The sequence below is a fragment of the Sphaerotilus sulfidivorans genome (genome assembly GCF_013426975.1).
Lineage (GTDB): Bacteria > Pseudomonadota > Gammaproteobacteria > Burkholderiales > Burkholderiaceae_C > Sphaerotilus > Sphaerotilus sulfidivorans.
This window is the reverse complement of sequence record NZ_JACCPY010000014.1, coordinates 63128-80065: the sequence shown is the minus strand read 5'-3', so window position 1 is coordinate 80065 and position 16938 is coordinate 63128. Positions and strand designations below refer to the sequence as shown.

General features: G+C 66.7%; 14 protein-coding genes. 6 read left to right on the top strand and 8 right to left on the bottom strand.

Annotated features, from left to right (window positions below):
• Position 1 precedes the first annotated feature (1 nt).
• The 6 genes from HZU84_RS10770 to HZU84_RS10745 form a co-directional block, all read right to left on the bottom strand.
• A complete protein-coding gene (locus HZU84_RS10770; RefSeq protein WP_149504158.1) occupies positions 2 to 688 on the bottom strand; it encodes a transposase in 687 nt (228 codons plus the stop codon).
• Between the two features lie 74 nt (positions 689 to 762).
• On the bottom strand, positions 763 to 1674 hold the full coding sequence (gene rfbD, locus HZU84_RS10765) for a dTDP-4-dehydrorhamnose reductase (protein ID WP_149504159.1): 912 nt from the start codon (positions 1672 to 1674) through the stop codon (positions 763 to 765).
• Positions 1675 to 1691: 17 nt separating this feature from the next.
• A complete protein-coding gene (gene rfbB / locus HZU84_RS10760) occupies positions 1692 to 2759 on the bottom strand; it encodes a dTDP-glucose 4,6-dehydratase (RefSeq protein WP_149504160.1) in 1068 nt (355 codons plus the stop codon).
• A complete protein-coding gene (locus HZU84_RS10755; RefSeq protein ID WP_149504161.1) occupies positions 2759 to 3910 on the bottom strand; it encodes a DUF1972 domain-containing protein in 1152 nt (383 codons plus the stop codon). The genes rfbB and HZU84_RS10755 overlap by 1 nt, the downstream gene beginning before the upstream one ends.
• Before the next feature lie 26 nt (positions 3911 to 3936).
• Positions 3937 to 5058, bottom strand: a complete 1122-nt coding sequence (gene gmd, locus HZU84_RS10750; protein WP_149504162.1) for a GDP-mannose 4,6-dehydratase — start codon at positions 5056 to 5058, stop codon at positions 3937 to 3939.
• A gap of 59 nt (positions 5059 to 5117) precedes the next feature.
• Entirely contained in the window at positions 5118 to 6065 is a 948-nt protein-coding gene (locus HZU84_RS10745; RefSeq protein WP_276528778.1) for a GDP-L-fucose synthase family protein, read from the bottom strand.
• A 448-nt stretch (positions 6066 to 6513) separates the two neighbouring features.
• Here HZU84_RS10745 and HZU84_RS10740 point away from each other — a divergent pair, with 448 nt between their 5' ends.
• From HZU84_RS10740 to HZU84_RS10720, 5 genes are all read left to right on the top strand, one after another.
• The gene (locus HZU84_RS10740; RefSeq protein WP_149504163.1) at positions 6514 to 6819 is read left to right on the top strand and encodes a hypothetical protein; all 306 of its coding nucleotides are present in this window, start codon (positions 6514 to 6516) and stop codon (positions 6817 to 6819) included.
• Positions 6820 to 6913: 94 nt separating this feature from the next.
• Positions 6914 to 8338 (top strand): O-antigen ligase family protein, encoded by a 1425-nt coding sequence (locus HZU84_RS10735; protein WP_149504164.1) that lies wholly within the window; start codon positions 6914 to 6916, stop codon positions 8336 to 8338.
• A gap of 15 nt (positions 8339 to 8353) precedes the next feature.
• Positions 8354 to 10612: a GumC family protein gene (locus HZU84_RS10730; protein WP_149504165.1), complete on the top strand. Its 2259-nt coding sequence runs from the start codon at positions 8354 to 8356 to the stop codon at positions 10610 to 10612.
• A gap of 9 nt (positions 10613 to 10621) precedes the next feature.
• Positions 10622 to 12574, top strand: a complete 1953-nt coding sequence (locus tag HZU84_RS10725; protein WP_149504166.1) for a tyrosine-protein phosphatase — start codon at positions 10622 to 10624, stop codon at positions 12572 to 12574.
• A 37-nt stretch (positions 12575 to 12611) separates the two neighbouring features.
• Positions 12612 to 13244: a hypothetical protein gene (locus HZU84_RS10720; RefSeq protein ID WP_149504167.1), complete on the top strand. Its 633-nt coding sequence runs from the start codon at positions 12612 to 12614 to the stop codon at positions 13242 to 13244.
• Positions 13245 to 13348: 104 nt separating this feature from the next.
• On the opposite strand, the gene HZU84_RS20275 is transcribed toward HZU84_RS10720, so the two are convergent.
• Complete coding sequence (locus HZU84_RS20275; protein WP_219340917.1) at positions 13349 to 14023, bottom strand: PEP-CTERM sorting domain-containing protein; 675 nt, start codon at positions 14021 to 14023, stop codon at positions 13349 to 13351.
• A 359-nt stretch (positions 14024 to 14382) separates the two neighbouring features.
• On the opposite strand from HZU84_RS20275, the gene HZU84_RS10710 reads away from it, so the two are divergent.
• Positions 14383 to 15660, top strand: a complete 1278-nt coding sequence (locus HZU84_RS10710; RefSeq protein ID WP_149504168.1) for an RNA-guided endonuclease InsQ/TnpB family protein — start codon at positions 14383 to 14385, stop codon at positions 15658 to 15660.
• Here the strand turns inward: HZU84_RS10710 and HZU84_RS10705 are convergent.
• Positions 15657 to 16868, bottom strand: a complete 1212-nt coding sequence (locus HZU84_RS10705) for an ammonium transporter (RefSeq protein WP_149504169.1) — start codon at positions 16866 to 16868, stop codon at positions 15657 to 15659. The two genes, HZU84_RS10710 and HZU84_RS10705, sit on opposite strands and share 4 nt — an antisense overlap.
• Between the last annotated feature and the right edge of the window lie 70 nt (positions 16869 to 16938).

The following is a 16938-nucleotide window of genomic DNA, read 5'->3' as shown; positions in this document are numbered from 1 at the left end:
GTTATGAACTTCCCGCCGCAGCCATCACCGCTGCGGCCTTGGGAGGCATGAGGATGGCGAAGACGACGAAATGCAAGCTGGCCAGCACCTGAGGCAAGCGCTCGACCACCCAGCGTCTGGGCAGCAGGACAAACCCCTTCTTCGCCTCGGGGAGTTTGACGATCTGCAGGTCGATCTTGCTGGCCTGGGCGTCCTGCCTGGCCTGCTCGCCGGTGTAACCCTGATCCGCCCACGCCAGCTTGACCGTCATCGCGATCAACTGTCCCAGCGTGTCGACGGCCATGTGCACCTTGCTGCCCCTGCGCCGCTTGTAGCCGTCGTAGCCCGCGCATACACCACTTTCGCAACTGCTCTGCAGCGTGCGTCCGTCCAGAACGACAGCGCTGGGCTGACCCCGGCGGCCTTCGCTGACCCGGATGATCGAGCGCATGTCGTTGACCATCGCCTCGAAGCAGCCCGCCTCGTCCCAGCGCCGGAACGGCTGGTACACCCTCTTGTGCCAAGGCGGCAGATCATGCGGCAGCAGTAGCCACGGCGCGCCGGCGCGCGCAAGCCAGCGCAGCGCGTTGAACACCTCCCGCAGATCGTGCCGACGCTGCGGCGCATTTGCATCCATCAGCGTCAGGTACGGCGCCACGAAATGCCATTCCTCTTCGCTGATGTAGCTCGGGTAGGGTTTGCAGCTCATGGATTCAGCTTTTCAGCGCCATCAAACGGCGGGCGGGAAGTTCATAACGCGCTCTAACACTGCCGGGCGGAGAATCAGAGGATTTCAATAAGCATGCGCTCGACACCCTGCTGCCACGGCGGCAGCCGCAGGCCGAAGACCTGCTGGAGTTTCTGAGTCGACAGGCGCGAGTTGTGCGGGCGCCTGGCCGGCGTCGGGAAGGCGCTGGTCGGCACCGGGTCGATGGTCTGGACCTTCAGGTCGCGGCCCCTCTGGCGGGCCTGCTCGATGACGAAGCTCGCGTAGCCGTGCCAGCTGGTCTCGCCGGCGGCCACCGCGTGGTAGACGCCGGAGAGGTCGATCTCGCTGCCTGCCGGGGTGCTCATGGCGGTACGCACCATCTGCGCGGTCAGGTCGGCCAGCAGGTCCGCGCCGGTGGGTGCGCCGATCTGGTCGTCGATGACGGTCAGGCGTTCGCGCTCGGCCGCCAGGCGCAGCATGGTCCTGGCGAAGTTGCCGCCGCGCGCGGCATAGACCCAGCTGGTGCGCAGGATCAGGTGCCGGCAGCCGCTGGCGCGGATGAGGGCCTCGCCCTCCAGCTTGGTCTGGCCGTAGACGCTCAAGGGGCCGGTGGCGGCCTCCTCGTCGCGGGCAGCATCGCCCGAGCCGTCGAAGACATAGTCGGTGCTGTAGTGCACCAGCCAGGCGCCGGTCTCGGCCGCGCAGCGCGCCAGCACAGCCGGGGCGGTGGCGTTGATCGCGCGCGCCAGCTCGGGCTCGCTCTCGGCCTTGTCGACCGCGGTGTGCGCCGCGGCGTTGACGATCAGGTCCGGCTTGACCGCCGCGACCGTGGCCGCCAGCGCCTCGGGCCGGCTGAAGTCGCCGTGCAGTCCGCCGGGGTTGGCGGCGCTGTCATGGTCGAGTCCGACCACCTCGCCCAGCGGCGCCAGCGCGCGCTGCAGTTCCCAGCCGACCTGGCCGCCCTGGCCCAGAAGAAGGATCTTCATGTCTGCGGCCCCCGGCGTCAGTCGCGCGCGCTGTAGTTCTTCGACACCCACTCGCGGTAGGCGCCGGTGCGCACCGAGTCGATCCACGCGGTGTTCTCCAGGTACCAGGTCACCGTCTTGTCGATGCCGGTCTCGAAGGATTCGGCCGGCTGCCAGCCGATCTCGGCCTCGATCTTGGTCGGGTCGATCGCGTAGCGGCGGTCATGGCCCGGGCGGTCGGCCACGAAGGTGATCTGGCTGGCGTAGCTCGTGCCGTCGGCTTTGGGGCGCAGCGCGTCGAGCTTGGCGCAGATCACCTGCACCACGTCCAGGTTCCTGATCTCGTTCTTGCCGCCGACGTTGTAGGTCTCGCCCAGCCGCCCCTTGGCCAGCACCTGGCGGATCGCCTCGCAGTGGTCGCGCACATAGAGCCAGTCGCGGATGTTCTGCCCGTCGCCGTAGACCGGCAGCGGCTTGCCCTCCAGGGCGTTGAGGATCATCAGCGGGATCAGCTTCTCGGGGAAGTGATAGGGCCCGTAGTTGTTCGAGCAGTTGGTGGTCAGCGTCGGCAGGCCGTAGGTGTGGTGGTAGGCCCGCACCAGGTGGTCGCTGCCGGCCTTGCTGGCCGAGTACGGGCTGTTGGGCGCGTACGGCGTGGTCTCGCTGAAGGCCGGGTCGGTCTCGGAGAGCGAGCCGTACACCTCGTCGGTGGAGACGTGCAGGAAGCGGAACGCCGCCTTGGGCTCGGCCTCCAGCGCGCTCCAGTAGGCCCGCACGGCCTCCAGCAGCTCGAAGGTGCCCACCATGTTGGTCTGGATGAACTCGCCGGGGCCGTGGATGCTGCGGTCGACATGGCTCTCGGCCGCGAAGTGCAGCACCGCGCGCGGGCGGTGCTCCGCCAGCAGCCCGGCCACCAGCGCGCGGTCGCCGATGTCACCCTGCACCAGCGTGCAGCGGCCGGCGTCCAGATGCGACTGGATCGTCGCCGGGTTGCCCGCGTACGTCAGCTTGTCCAGAACCACCACCGGCTCTTCGCTGCGCTCGAACCAGTGATGAACGAAATTGCCGCCGATGAAACCGGCAGCACCAGTCACGATAATGGTCATCAGAATTTGCCGGTCTGTTTGGTTTGATAAACGGAGTCGCCCGCAGGGGTCGTCACATACTGGTCAAGAAGCTGCTCATACTCACCCAGGATCTGCCCCCAGGTCAGGCCCGACTTGAAGCGCAGCGTGCTGGAGGCACGCATTCTTTCGAGGCAGGAAGGATCCGCCTGAATATCGTCCAGAACCTGGGAAAAGGCCTGTGCATCGCTGAAATACCTGGCGCCACTGCCAGCCACCCAGCGATTGAATCGATTGTCGTGCGCCAGAATGGCATTGCCAGCCCCCAGCGCTTCGACCAGAGAGGGGTTGGTTCCGCCCACCTGATGCCCGTGCACATAGGCCATGCTGTGGAAGCGGATCGAGTTGATGATCGGCTTGTCGTAGATGGCCCCCAGAAAGCGCACCTCGTCGCTGGCAGCCGCACGCACCTTGGCGTGATAGGGGTTCGAGTCGCTGTAGTTGCCCAGCACCGCAAGCTGGAAACCCCGGCGTTTGGCAGAAAAACCGCTGACGACTTCAAGGATCGAGTTCTCAGGCTCAGGCCGCGCGACCAGCGACAGGAAGCGTCCAGGCTCGAGTCCCAGCTTGCGCACAGGCGCATCGGACACATCGGTCAGGTGCTCGGCACCGTAGGCAATGGTCGTGATCTTGTCGGGTGACACCCGCGTCGACAGATGGTTCTTGATCTCGGGATGGTCTGCGACGAGATGGTCACCCAGCCAGCAACCGGCCCGCTCGTTCAGCCAGAACCAGGCCTTGGCCGGGCGGCTCCACTTGGCACGCGCCCATTCGATGCCATCCATGTTGATGACGTTGGTGACGCCCTTGGCGCGCAGCAGTGCGCAGAAGACGGCCGTGTTGTAGCCCAGCGTGAGGCACAGATCCTGATGCTTGGCGGCGTGGACAACCGTCTTCCAGTCGAAGACGATGGTTCCCAGAGGGCCTTCCTTCGCCACGGGAATCCGGATGCGCTCGACGCCGCGCCATGTGTCCTGGAAAACCTCGCCGTCTCCATCTTCCTGACAATAGACGATGACTCGCCAACCCTTGTCGACCAGGTAGAGAGACAAATATTCAGCAAACGTCTCGAAACCACCGTGCGCTGCGGGAACCCCCCGAATGCCAAGAATTCTGATCGTCTTTTTGGACATATTCCCTCACATATGAAATCAATAGATCACTCGTGGTGATCAAAGGCCTGAAACCCCGCCAGCTTGACCAGGCTGTCCTTGCGCGCCGCGGTGTAGTCAGCCTCGATCATTTCCTTGACCAGTTCCTCGAACGAGGTGGTCGGCACCCAGCCAAGCTTTTCCTTGGCCTTGGTCGGGTCGCCCAGCAGGGTTTCCACTTCGGTCGGGCGGTAGTAGCGCGGGTCGACACGGACGATCACGTCGCCCACCTTGCACTTGGCGCGGTCACCGGTGACCGCAGCGACGACGCCGATTTCCTTCTCGCCCTCGCCCTCGAAGCGCACCGTGATGCCCAGCTCGGCCGCCGCGCGCTCGACGAACTGGCGCACGCTGTACTGCACGCCGGTGGCGATGACGAAGTCTTCCGGCTGGTCCTGCTGCAGCATCAGCCACTGCATCTCGACATAGTCGCGCGCATGGCCCCAGTCGCGCAGCGCGCTCATGTTGCCCAGGTACAGGCAGTCCTGCAGCCCCAGCGCGATGCGCGCGATGGCACGGGTGATCTTGCGCGTCACGAAGGTCTCACCGCGCAGCGGGCTCTCGTGGTTGAACAGCACGCCGTTGCAGGCGTAGATGCCATAGGCCTCGCGGTAGTTGACCGTGATCCAGTAGGCGTACATCTTCGCCACCGCATAGGGGCTGCGCGGATAGAACGGCGTCGTCTCCTTCTGCGGAATCTCCTGCACCAGACCGTACAGCTCCGAGGTCGAGGCCTGGTAGAAGCGCGTCTTCTTCGTCAGGCCCAGGATGCGGATCGCCTCCAGGATGCGCAGCGTGCCGATGCCGTCGGCGTTGGCGGTGTATTCCGGCTCCTGGAAGGACACCGCCACATGGCTCATGGCCGCCAGGTTGTAGATCTCGTCGGGCTGGACCTGCTGGATGATGCGCACCAGGCTGGTCGAGTCGGTCAGGTCGCCGTAGTGCAGCGTGAACTTGCGGCCGTCGACATGCGGATCCTGGTACAGGTGGTCGATGCGGTCGGTGTTGAACAGGCTGGAGCGACGCTTGATGCCGTGGACCTCGTAGCCCTTCTTCAGCAGCAGTTCGGCCAGATACGCGCCGTCCTGGCCGGTGACGCCGGTGATGAGGGCAACCTTGGAAGAAGACATGGAGCGATGACTTTCTCTATATAGATAGGGGACACAGGACTTCGGGGGACAGTCCGAAGTCAGCTCGCACGCTTCGGGTGGAAGGGTGCGGCTTCATAAGCAAGGCGGATGCCGTCGCGCAGCGCCGTCTTCGCCGTCCAGCCCAGGCCGGCCAGCCGGCTGACGTCGAGCAGCTTGCGCGGCGTGCCGTCGGGCTTGCTGTCGTCGAAGACGATCCGGCCCTCGAAGCCCACCACCTGCATCACCGTCTCGGCCAGCTCGCGGATCGTCACGTCGGTGCCGGTGCCGATGTTCACCAGCGGGCCGTCGTAGCCCTGCGCCATCAGGAACACGCAGGCATCGGCCAGATCGTCCACGTACAGGAACTCGCGCATCGGCCGGCCGGTGCCCCAGACCGTGTACTCGGCGTCGCCTCGCAGCTTGGCCTCGTGGGCCTTCCTCAGCAGCGCCGGCAGCACATGGCTGTTGGCCAGGTCGTAGTTGTCGTTCGGGCCGTACAGATTGGTCGGCATCACGCTGATGTACTGCCGGCCGTGCTGGCGGTTGTAGCTCTCGGCCAGCTTGATGCCGGCGATCTTGGCGATCGCGTAGGGCTCGTTCGTCGGCTCCAGCGGGCCGGTCAGCAGCGCGTCCTCCCGGATCGGCTGCGCGCAGTCGCGCGGGTAGATGCAGCTCGAGCCCAGGAACATCAGCCGCTGCACACCCGCCAGGTGCGCGCCGTGGATCAGGTTCGCCTCGATCATCAGGTTCTGGTAGATGAAGTCGGCGCGGTGGATGTTGTTGGCCTGGATGCCACCCACCCGCGCGGCGGCGATGAAGATGTAGTCCGGCTTCTCCTCGGCCAGGAAGGCCTGCACCGCGCGCTGGTCCAGCAGGTCCAGCTCGGTGCGGCTGCGCGTGAGGATGTTCGTGTAGCCGCCGGCCTGCAGTCGGCGCACCAAGGCGCTGCCGACCATGCCGCGATGGCCGGTGACGAGAATGCGGGACTCGCGCAGGACAGGACTCATGGAGGCAGAGGCAAGCAAGAAGGGGAACAGGACGCGACAGACTGCGTCGCGCCAATGAAACAAGACGCAAGAAGCTCCGCAAATCGAAACTTCACCAGGCAGCGGACCCGCAGCACAGCGAGCCACACGGAAGTAGACGGGAGCGGTGTTGCGACTGTCCAGTTCTGTATCCGGAGAAATCCTACTACTGCGCCGTTTTTCTCATGTTCGCAGAAGAAACATGCATTCCTGAGGCCCTGCACACGGGCTCGGCACTTGCTTGCAGATCTGTCACACTCGGCGCGAATCATGGATAGCACGGGTTGCATCCAAGGGAAATCCTCACGTCCCACGCGGTTGGGGGGGTTGAGCGCATGAGCCTCTCAGTCCAAACTCAAGTAAGGAGTGGGAGAATTTTTCACTTCCTCCTCCTCTCGCAGGGGCGGAGTCATTCATCAGGAGCGAAAGCATGAAGTTTCAGGACAAGAGGAAGGCACTGGCCATCGCGGTTGTCGCCATGGGCGCGATGCTCGGTTCGGTCAACGCCTCGGCCCGCGTGGTCATCATCGGCAAGTCCACCGCCACGGCCCCGAAGAAGGGCGTGATCGTCGTGCTGCCGTCGGCACCGACCCCGGGCACGGTCGTCACCCTGCCGGGTGCCAACCCGCTGCCGGTGACCCGCGTGGTCACCGCCCCGGCGGCTCCGGCTCCGGTCGTGATCGTCCCGCCGATCACCAACAGCGGCGCCAACAAGACGCTGTCGCGCACGATCTGATCCGCATCGGATCCCACACCGACCGAACGGGTTGCCATTGAAGTCGCGATCCCTGACCCAGCAGGCGGAACGAGGCCTGCTGGGTCTTTTCATTTTGTCGCTCGTCTGGCTGCCGCTGCCGCTGGGCAGCAACCGGCCGTGGCCGATGGCGCTGTATGTGGCCCTGGTCTGGGTGCTGCTGGCGCTGACCGGCCTGCTGCGGCTGTTCGGTTCGGAGCGCGCCCCTGACCGCACCGCGCCGGTGCGCACGGGTTCAGGCTGGGGCGCCCACCTGGGCCTGAGCCTGCTGGTGCTGTTCACCGCCTGGTGTGCCTTCCAGCTCTCGCCCTGGGGCTACACGGAGGCGCCGCATGACACGCGGCTGATGGTACTGCGCAGCCTGGGCTATGTCGGCATGTTCTGGCTGGTGCTGCTGCTGGTGACCACCGACCGCCGGCGCACCGCGCTGCTGAGCGGCATGATGATCGCCGGCGTGGTGCAGGCGATGATCGCGATCGTGCTGTATTCGTCCGACGGCCGCTACACGCTGATGGACGAGTCCTTCGTGCAGGGCCTGCGGGCCACCGGCACCTTCGCCGGGCCGGATGCGCTGGCGAACTATCTGCTGTTCACGCTGTCGGCCGGCGTGGCGGTGATGCTGTCGCAGATGGGCACACCGGGCCCTCACCCCAGCCGACGCCGCCGACGACTGCACGGCGCGCTGGAATTCATGCTGTCGACCAAGATGGTCGTGCGGCTGATGCTGATCATCATGGTGATCGCGCTGGTGCTGACCCGTTCGCGGCTGGGCAATGGCGCCTTCTTCGTGGCGCTGATGCTGATGACGCTGTGGATCGTCGGCCGCTCGCCGCAGTTGCGCCGGCCGGCGGCCATCCTGGCGGCCAGCCTGCTGGTGATCGACCTGATCGTGATCGGTCAGTGGGTCGGGCTGTCCAAGGTGATCGAGCGCATGCACGCCACCGAGCTGGCCCTGCAGGCCGAGCAGGAGGCCGCCGCCAGTGCCGTGGCGGCAGGCATGGCCGGCAGTGCGGCCAGCGCCGCGCAGAAGCCGCCCGCCGCGCCGCAGTACCGCGAGGAGACGCTGCAAGAGCGCATCCGCCCGCTGCGCGACGCGATGGCGATGATCGAGGAGCGGCCCTGGACCGGCTTCGGCGCAGGCGCCTTCTACAGCGCCTTCACCCGCTACAAGGTGGAGAGCACCAAGCTCTTCTACGACCACGCGCACAGCGACTATGTCGAGATCGTGACCGACACCGGTCTGATCGGGCTGTCGCTGCTGGGTGCCCTGATGCTGCTGTCGGCAGGCCGCACGGTGCAGCTGATGAAAGACCGCCAGGGGCCGCATGTGCGCGGTGTGGCGGCAGGGTGTGGCATGGGAATTGTGTGCGCCCTCTTGCACGCAACACTGGACTTGAATCTCCAGATAAACGCGAATGCAGCCATGCTGACCGTACTATTGGCCGTGGTCTGGAGCGTTCCCGGGAGGCATGCTCCAGAACCGTCTCAACGGCCCCGGTAGTCTTCTCAACATCATATGAACCAGATTCAAGTCGCTGCGCAGAGCCAGGTTCCGGCGCAGCCGGTGCCCCCGTTTGCCCCGGTCCAGATCGGACTGTCCGAGGAAAGCAAGCTGGCGCTGCTGGACCACTGGCGCAGCATCAAGAAGCGCAAGTGGCCCATCCTGGGACTGGCGACGGCGCTGGCGGCGCTGGGCGCGGCGGTGGCCTTCTCGATGACGCCGGTCTACAAGTCGACCGCGACGGTGCTGATCGAGCCGGGCAAGCCGAAGTTCCTGTCGATGGACGACATGTTCGGCAGCGCGATGCAGAGCAAGGAGCACTACCAGACGCAGGTGGAGATCCTGAAGTCGCGCGAGGTGGCGATGCGCACCGTGACGACGATGAAGCTCTGGAACAACCCCGACTTCGACCCGCGCAAGGGCGAGGACGGGCTGTTGACCCAGGTCAAGGCCATGCTGGGCATGGCGCCGCCCAAGGTCGAGTGGAACGAGCAGACGCTGGCGGACGCCACGGTCACGCCCCTCATGAAAGGCATCACCATCGAGCCGGTGCGGCTGAGCCAGCTGGTCAAGGTGAGCTTCGAGTCGCCGGACAGCAAGCTGGCGGCGCAGGTGGCCAACGACATCGCGGCCAACTACATCGATTCGGACCGTGACGCCAAGTTCAAGCTGGCGCAGAACCTGAACGGCTGGCTGGAAAAGCGGGCCGCCGAGCTGCGCAAGAACCTGGAAGCGTCGGAGCTGGCGCTGCAGGCCTACCGCGAGGAAAAGGGTCTGGTGAGCCTGAGCGGCTCGGCACAGGCGCTGGCCGGCATGCAGGCCAACGAAGTGACGCAGCGCCTGGTGGAGGCGCGCGCGCGCCGGCTGCAGCTGGAGGGCACCTACAACCTGATCGGCGGCGTCGGCAACGGCGACTACAGCGGCGTGCCGGCGGTGGTGAACCATCCGACGGTGCAGGAAGCCATCCGCCAGGAGGCGGCGGCGCAGAAGCTGGTGGCCGAGCTGTCGGAGAACCTGGGCCCGAACCACATCAAGATGCAGGAGGCGCAGTCCTCCCTGGCCGCCGCGCGCAAGTACCTGGAGCAGCAGCGCCGCTCGGTCGCGCGCAGCATGGTGCAGGAATACAACCTGGCCCGGCAGTCGGAGCGCTCGCTGGAAGCTGCGCTGTCGACCGCCACCGGCGGCGTGCAGGACGTGAACCGCAAGGAATTCCAGCTGCAGGTGCTGGAGCGCGAGGTGGCCTCGAACAAGCAGCTCTATGACCTGTTCATGGGCCGTGCCAAGGAAATGGATGCCGGCAGCGACATCCAGGCTGCGGTGGCCCGGGTGGTGGATCCTGCCGTGGTGGCCACCGTGCCGGTCAAGCCGAACAAGGGCCAGATCATCATCGTGGCCTTCGTGCTGGGCCTGATGATCGGCTCGATGGGCGCGCTGCTGCTGGAGCGGATGGACAACACCATCAAGGGCAGCGAATCGGCCGAGCTGAAGCTGCACCAGCCGGTGCTGGCGGTGCTGCCGGCGCTGTCGGGCGAGCAGCTGGAGAATGTCGCGACGATGTTCATCCGCGAGCCCAACTCGCACCATGCCGAGGCGATCCGCACCGCACGCACCGGCATCCAGCTCTCGAACGTCGACCAGAACCACCGCCTGCTGGTGGTGACCTCGAGCGTGCCGGCCGAGGGCAAGACCTCGACCACGATCAACCTGGCGCTGGCGCTGTCGCAGACCAAGCGCACGCTGCTGATCGACGGCGACATGCGCCGCCCGCAGGTGGGCGTGCGCCTGGGGCTGGCCCCGAACGCCAAGGGCCTGTCGAACCTGGTGACCGGTACCGCCTCGCTGAAGGAGTGCGTGCATGCGGTGGAAGGCAGCTCGCTGCTGGTGATGCCGGCGGGCGACATTCCGCCCAATCCGCTGGACCTGCTGCTGTCGCAGCGCTTCAAGGAGGCGATCCGTCATCTGCAGCCGCAGCTGGACTTCATCCTGATCGACACCCCGCCGGTGGAGCTGGTGAGCGATGCGCTGTCGATCGCGCCGATGGCCACCAGCACGATCTATGTGGTGCGCGCCACCGAGACGCCGGTGCCGGTGATCCGCAAGGGCCTGAGCCGGCTGCAGCGTGCGGGCGCCAACGTGATGGGCGTGATCGTCAACGGTCTGGACTTCGAGGACGCTCAGCGCTATTACGGCGAGTCTGTCAACGGGGGATACGGCAACACCTACTATCATGGGTATGCCGCGCAGCCGCCGGCGACCCCCGCCACGACCACCTGATCAGCCTGCATGCTTGACCTTCATGTTCACGTCCTGCCCGGCATCGATGACGGCCCGCGCAACCTCGACGATGCGCTGAAGCTGGCCCGGGCCCTGGTGGCCGACGGCATCGAGCATGTGGTGGCCACGCCCCACATCTATCCCGGTGTCTTCGACAACACGCCGCACCGCATTGCCGAGGCCTTCGAGCGACTGCAGACCGCGGTCACCGCCGAAGGCCTGGCGCTGACGATGACCTGGGCGGCCGAGGTGCGGATCTGCCCGGAAATCATCGACTGGCTGGAGCATCGCCGCCTGCCGCTGCTCGATGGCAGCCTGGTGGGGCCATCGACCGCGCTGATCGAGCTGCCGGACGGCCAGATTCCGGTCGGCACCGACCGGCTGGCGGGGCTGATGCTGGAGCGGGGCATCACGCCGCTGATCGCGCACCCGGAGCGCAACAAGGCGGTCATGGAGCAGCCGTCGCGGCTGGAGGCCCTGCGCCGCATGGGCTGCCGCTTCCAGCTGACCGCAGGATCGGTGATCGGCGAGTTCGGCAGCAAGGCCCACGCGACCGCGCGGCATCTGCTGGATGCCGGCTGGGCCGACGTGGTGGCTTCCGACGCGCACAACCTGTCTGGCCGCAAGCCGCGCATGAGCGCAGCGCGCCAGTGGCTGCAGGAGCATTACGACGCGGCGCTGGCCGAGCGGCTGATGGTGCTGACGCCGCAGCAGATCGCCGGCGTGTCCTCGTTCGCGCTGGGCGCGGGCGAGCAGAAGCTGGTCTTCCGCGACCTGCCCCGACACGCGGACGCCGAGGATTCGACCTGGCGCAGCGGACTGGACCAGCTCGACGATCTGCCGGCCCTGCAGGCCAGTGCCGTGAACGGCTCTTTCGGTCTGAAGGAGGCTCCTGCCGGCCGAGCAGGCACGGGCGAGACGCCCACGCCAGGCTGGTCGCTGACCGACTTCCGCATCGACACGGTGGTGGACGGGCTGAACGAGGCCTCGGTCCAGGCCGGAGCCACAAGCCTGGGCGACAGCGTGTTCGGGTCGCAGCCTCAGGCGGCGCCTTCGCCTGAAGCCGGCCCCTCGGCCTCAGGCGAGGATGACTGGCATCTGCCGGACTTCGGCATGAAGCCGGCATCGCGCCCGCCGAGCCGGCCAGCTGCTCCGGCACCCGCACCGACTCCTGCCCAGGCCCCGGCGCCAATGGCCGAACCGCTGGTCTGGCCGCGCGCCACCGCACAGCCGCTTCAGCCGGAGCCGGAGGCGGCGCGTGCGTCTGCAGCCGTGCTGCTGGAAGAGCTGCCCGAGCCGGAACCCAGGCCCGAACCGGCGCCCGCAGCGCCGTCCTCCGGGGCCACGCTGATGCAGTCGCTCTGGTCCAAACTGAAACCGGCATCCGCACCCACGGCGCCGACGGCAGCCCCTGAGCCTGCACCTGTACCTGCATCTGCCCCGGTGGTGGTCGAACCTCAGCCTGCGGCTGCCGCGGCGTCTGCAGCCGAGGTCACGGTCGCACCGGTTGCGCTGCCTGTACTGCGCCCTGCGCCCGCACCGGTGAGCAGCAGACCCGCTGCACCGGCGCCGGCTTCACCCGCGCCGGTGCGTGCCGAGCCGGCTGCAGTGGCGACAGGCAGCAGCACCAGCAGCGCCAATGGCCTGCGCGGCCTGAAGCTGAGCGATCTGGAGCCGCTGGCGCCCGTGGCCATGCCACCAAGGGCGCGCGCACCTGCGGCGGCAACGCCTCCGGCCCCCGCGTCCAGCGGCTTCAGGCCCGAGGCTGCCACCGACCGCGCGGGCACCGCGCGCCGCGGCATGGCCACCGCTGCCTTCCAGGGCACCCGCCCGGCCCCGCTGCCCACAATGCCCGAGGTCTCGGCCCCGCCGGATCCGGTCATGCCTGCGCCCACCGCGGACGGCTCCCGTCGAGGCTTCCGGCTGAGGGATCTGCCTTTCCTGTCCGGCGCACGACGCTGACCTCATTGCTGCCAACACCATGCCACGTCGCCGCTCGTTGCGCTCTCGCCCTCTGGACATTCTGCTGGCGGTGAGCCTGTGCGCAGTGGCGGCCAGCGTGGTCCAGCAGTCAGCGGTGCTGATGGCTTCGGACTGGCTGGCCACATCCAGCCGCTACGAGGTGGCACGCTGGGCCGAGCTGGGCAAGGAGTTCGACGAGGCGCAATGGGAACACGCGCGCCAGCAGCTCGAACGCGCGCTGGCCCTGACGCCGGAAGATGCGGCGCTGCATGACTCGATGTCGCAGCTGCATGCGGTCAAGGCCCAGTCGCTGTGGAATGCCAATGGCGGCACCGGCTCGCCGGAAGTGACGGACGCCTACCGCAAGGCCGTCGCCTCACTGGAAAAGTCGGTGGAGATTCGGCCGACCAACGCCTTGTCATGGGCCAATCTGGCACTGATGCGCTACACCGTCGGCACCGAGGCAGAAACGCTCTTCGCCACTTGGGAAGAGGCCGCACGCCTGGGCCCGCGCGAGCAGGTGGTCGAGAACGTGCTGGTCACGATGCTCGGCTCGATGCCGATGATGACCGAGGAGATGGTGGAATGGGGTGACACCCGTCGCCCCGGACTGCGCGCCTTCCTGGAGGCCCAGGCTGAAGCCGCAGCCCCGATCAGCAGCAAGCCCTGACCGGACACACCGAAGCGGCACAAAAAAGGCCACCCGAGGGTGGCCTTTGTCATGCCTGGAGGGAGTACCTTTTCAGGCGGTCTCCCTCTGGCTCTTGCCCTGACTCAGACAGCCTTCTTGGCAGCGCGGCGGCGGCTGACGGCGCCCAGCACGCCCAGACCGGCCAGCATCATGGCGATGCTCTCGGGTTCCGGCACCGGAGCAGCCGGCGAGAAGTCGACGGCCAGGACCGGGTTGTTCAGGCCGTCGGCCGAGGTCTCATACAGCGAGACCATCATCGACTGGGTGCCAGCCAGCGGGGCGATCTGCAGCCAGCCCGAATCGAAGGCCGAGCCGTTGGCGGCCGAATCGGCCACCGTCCAGCTCTGGGTCGACTGGGTGCCGTTGATGTTGAAGTAGGTGACGCTGAAGCCGTCGGTGCCGGTGTAGTTGGCCGAACCCACTTGCTCGGCCGAGAACAGGCGGAAGTACAGGCTGTCACCGGCAACCGTCGGGGGGCCCGCCAGGTTGAAGGTGTAGGAGGTCAGCGAGGCGGTGGTGTCCGGAACGATCAGCGCATAGAAGCTGCCGTGGACCGGATCGACGCTGTAGCCGCTCAGCAGCAGGTCACCGGTGCGGTCGTCAATCAGACCGATCTCGCCAGCGGGAGCCTGGTAGGCACTGGCGTTGATGGTGATGAAGCCGCTGACGTCGGTTTCAGCACCGGCATCCTGCAGAGCGAACGCCTGGCCCGAAGCCAGACCGGCCAGCATCAGAGCTGCGACAGTTTTCTTGAACATGGAGAACTCCTTGAGTTTTCGACTTGCCATCGTCGAGGGATAGGCTTGCTGTGTCGGCTCCAATATAGGCTGCCGCTTTTGCATTTCAAAGCCCCGGCCCCTCGAACAGGGGACGTGTTTCACAGGCTCACAGAAGCATGGGCATGCCCCCCTGATGACACTGTCGACAAAGCCACGGAAAGCGTCGCGAGAGCACCACAACACCGGATCAGTCGCCAGATTTACCAGCTCACCAGAAGGCGCGAGAAGCCCCGCCCTTCAGGGCGGGGAGGTAGAGCGCAGGCTCGCGCAGCGAGCCATTGGCTTGGTGCTTGAGTTTCCTATGGCATAGAAAACTGGTTGTATGTACAGTATCTGCCATGCCAATTCGAGCCTTCCGCTTCCAGCTGCGCCCCACACCCGGCACCGCGCACACCCTGCGCCGGTTCGCCGGGTCGTGCCGCTGGGTGTGGAACCGGGCCATCGGCGAGCAGCAGCGACTGCGGGCCGCTGGCGAGAAGTTCTCCGGCTATGCGGCGATGTGCCGCTGGCTGACGGCGTGGCGCAACGACCCGGACACGGCGTGGCTGGCCGAAACCCCCGTGCAGGCACAGCAGCAGACGCTCAAGCGACTGGAGGCGAGCTACCGGCGCTTCTTCGAGGGCCAGGGCGGCTATCCGAGGTTCCGGGGTCGGGGCCAGGATGCGGGGCTGCGGTTTCCGAAGGCGTCGGACTGCAAGCTCGACGCTGAGAACCAGCGCATCAAGCCACCGAAGCTGGGCTGGATGCGGATGCGTCAGTCGCAGGCGGTCGAGGGATCGGTTCGGAACTACACGCTGACGCAGGCGCGGGGCCGCTGGTTCGTGTCGATCCAGGTGGAACAACCGGACGTGATCCCGGCGGCGGGGCTGGTGCCGACACTGGGGATCGACTTCGGGGTGACGCTGTTCGCGGCGACGACGGATGGCGAGTGCGTGGCGCCGCTGAATGCGCTGAAGCGGCAGCAGAAGTACCTGAAGCGGGTCCAGCGCAGCGTCTCGCGCAAGGTGAAGGGATCGAAGAACCGGCGCAAGGCGATCGACCGACTGGGCAGGGTGCATGCCCGTATCGCGGCGCAACGCAGCGACTGGCTGCACAAGCTGACGACGCGGTGGGCGAACGAGCATCCGGTGATCGCCATTGAGGATCTGAAGGTGGCGGCGATGAGCGCCAGCGCGAAAGGCACGGCCACCGATCCGGGAAAGCGGGTGCGGCAGAAGGCAGGGCTGAACCGCTCGATCCTGGATCAGGCCTGGGGCGAAGCTCGGCGACAACTGGAATACAAGACAGCGGCCCGAGGCGGCGCAGTGGTGCCAGTGGACCCGGCGTATACGAGCCAGCGGTGCAGCGCCTGCGGGCACACCGCCAGGGAGAACCGGCCGACGCAAGCCCGCTTCGAGTGCGAAGCGTGCGGGCACAGTGAGAACGCGGACCTGAACGCCGCGAAGAACGTACTGGCCGCGGGACACGCGGTCTGGGTCGCAAGGCCCGAAGCCTGTGGAGCGGAGGTCAGACGTGCCAGACCCGTGAGGGGACGACACGCAGCCGCAATGAAGCAGGAACCCGCCGAAGGCTCGGCCGCGCAAGCGGTCGTGTCTGCCGGAATCCCCGTCCTTTAGGGCGGGGAGGATGTCAATTCGCGATCCGGCGTGGCACCGATGCGGTGGATCGTCAGGTCGGCGCCATCGAATTCCTCCTCCTGCGACAGGCGCAGACCGACGGTCGCCTTGATCAGGCCGTAGACCGCGAAGCCCCCGCCCAGCGCCCAGGCCACCGCCATCAGCGTGCCCACGGCCTGGCTGGCCAGACTGACCCCACCCAGGCCGCCCAGCGCGGTCTGACCGAAGAGGCCGCAGGCGATGCCGCCCCAGGCGCCGCACAGGCCGTGCAGCGGCCACACGCCCAGCACGTCGTCGATCTTCCAGCGGTTCTGGGTCAGGGTGAAGAGCTGGACGAAGATGGCGCCAGCCACGCCGCCGACCACCAGCGCGCCGATCGGGTGCATCAGGTCGGAGCCCGCGCACACCGCCACCAGGCCGGCCAGCGGGCCGTTGTAGACGAAGCCGGGGTCGTTGCGGCCCATCATCGCCGCCACCAGCGTGCCGCCGACCATCGCCATCAGCGAGTTGACCGCCACCAGGCCGGAGATCTTGTCGATGGTCTGCGCGCTCATCACGTTGAAGCCGAACCAGCCCACCGCCAGCACCCACGAGCCCAGCGCGAGAAAAGGAATGCTCGAGGGCGGATGCGCCGACATCGCGCCGTCCTTGCGGTAGCGGTTCGAGCGCGCGCCCAGCAGCAGCACCGCCGCCAGCGCGATCCAGCCGCCGACCGCATGCACCACCACGCTGCCGGCGAAGTCATGGAACTCGGCGCCGAACGCGCCCTTCAGCCAGGCCTGGACGCCGAACTTCTGGTTCCAGGCCACGCCCTCCGACAGCGGATAGACCAGCCCGACGATCAGCACCGTCGCCAGCGACTGCGGATGAAAGCGCGCACGCTCGGCGATGCCGCCGGAAATGATCGCGGGAATGGCCGCGGCAAAGGTCAGCAGGAAGAAGAACTTGACCAGGTCATAGCCGTTCTTCTGCGCCAGCACCTCGGCACTGCTGAAGAAATCGACGCCATAGGCGACCGAGTAGCCGACGAAGAAATAGGCGATGGTCGAGATCGCGAAATCCACCAGGATCTTGACCAGCGCATTGACCTGGTTCTTCTTGCGCACCGTGCCCAGCTCCAGAAAGGCGAAGCCGGCATGCATGGCCAGGACCATGATGGCCCCGAGCAGGATGAAGAGCGCATCGGCGCCCTGTTTCAGCGTGTCCATGGTTGTCTCTTGTGAAGGATGTCGAAAAGGCGGGACCGGATCGGAATCGGGACAGAAAGATGTCGCGTCG

Excerpts from the sequence above, each read along its gene's own strand:
- HZU84_RS10740 (WP_149504163.1), top strand. The coding sequence starts at position 6,514 with ATGAAGTTTCAGGACAAGAGGAAGGCACTGGCCATCGCGGTTGTCGCC.
- gmd (WP_149504162.1), bottom strand. The coding sequence starts at position 5,058 with ATGTCTTCTTCCAAGGTTGCCCTCATCACCGGCGTCACCGGCCAGGAC.
- HZU84_RS10755 (WP_149504161.1), bottom strand. The coding sequence starts at position 3,910 with ATGTCCAAAAAGACGATCAGAATTCTTGGCATTCGGGGGGTTCCCGCA.
- HZU84_RS10705 (WP_149504169.1), bottom strand. The coding sequence starts at position 16,868 with ATGGACACGCTGAAACAGGGCGCCGATGCGCTCTTCATCCTGCTCGGG.
- HZU84_RS10730 (WP_149504165.1), top strand. The coding sequence starts at position 8,354 with ATGAACCAGATTCAAGTCGCTGCGCAGAGCCAGGTTCCGGCGCAGCCG.
- HZU84_RS10725 (WP_149504166.1), top strand. The coding sequence starts at position 10,622 with ATGCTTGACCTTCATGTTCACGTCCTGCCCGGCATCGATGACGGCCCG.
- HZU84_RS10770 (WP_149504158.1), bottom strand. The coding sequence starts at position 688 with ATGAGCTGCAAACCCTACCCGAGCTACATCAGCGAAGAGGAATGGCAT.
- HZU84_RS10745 (WP_276528778.1), bottom strand. The coding sequence starts at position 6,065 with ATGAGTCCTGTCCTGCGCGAGTCCCGCATTCTCGTCACCGGCCATCGC.
- rfbB (WP_149504160.1), bottom strand. The coding sequence starts at position 2,759 with ATGACCATTATCGTGACTGGTGCTGCCGGTTTCATCGGCGGCAATTTC.
- HZU84_RS20275 (WP_219340917.1), bottom strand. The coding sequence starts at position 14,023 with ATGTTCAAGAAAACTGTCGCAGCTCTGATGCTGGCCGGTCTGGCTTCG.
- HZU84_RS10710 (WP_149504168.1), top strand. The coding sequence starts at position 14,383 with ATGCCAATTCGAGCCTTCCGCTTCCAGCTGCGCCCCACACCCGGCACC.
- rfbD (WP_149504159.1), bottom strand. The coding sequence starts at position 1,674 with ATGAAGATCCTTCTTCTGGGCCAGGGCGGCCAGGTCGGCTGGGAACTG.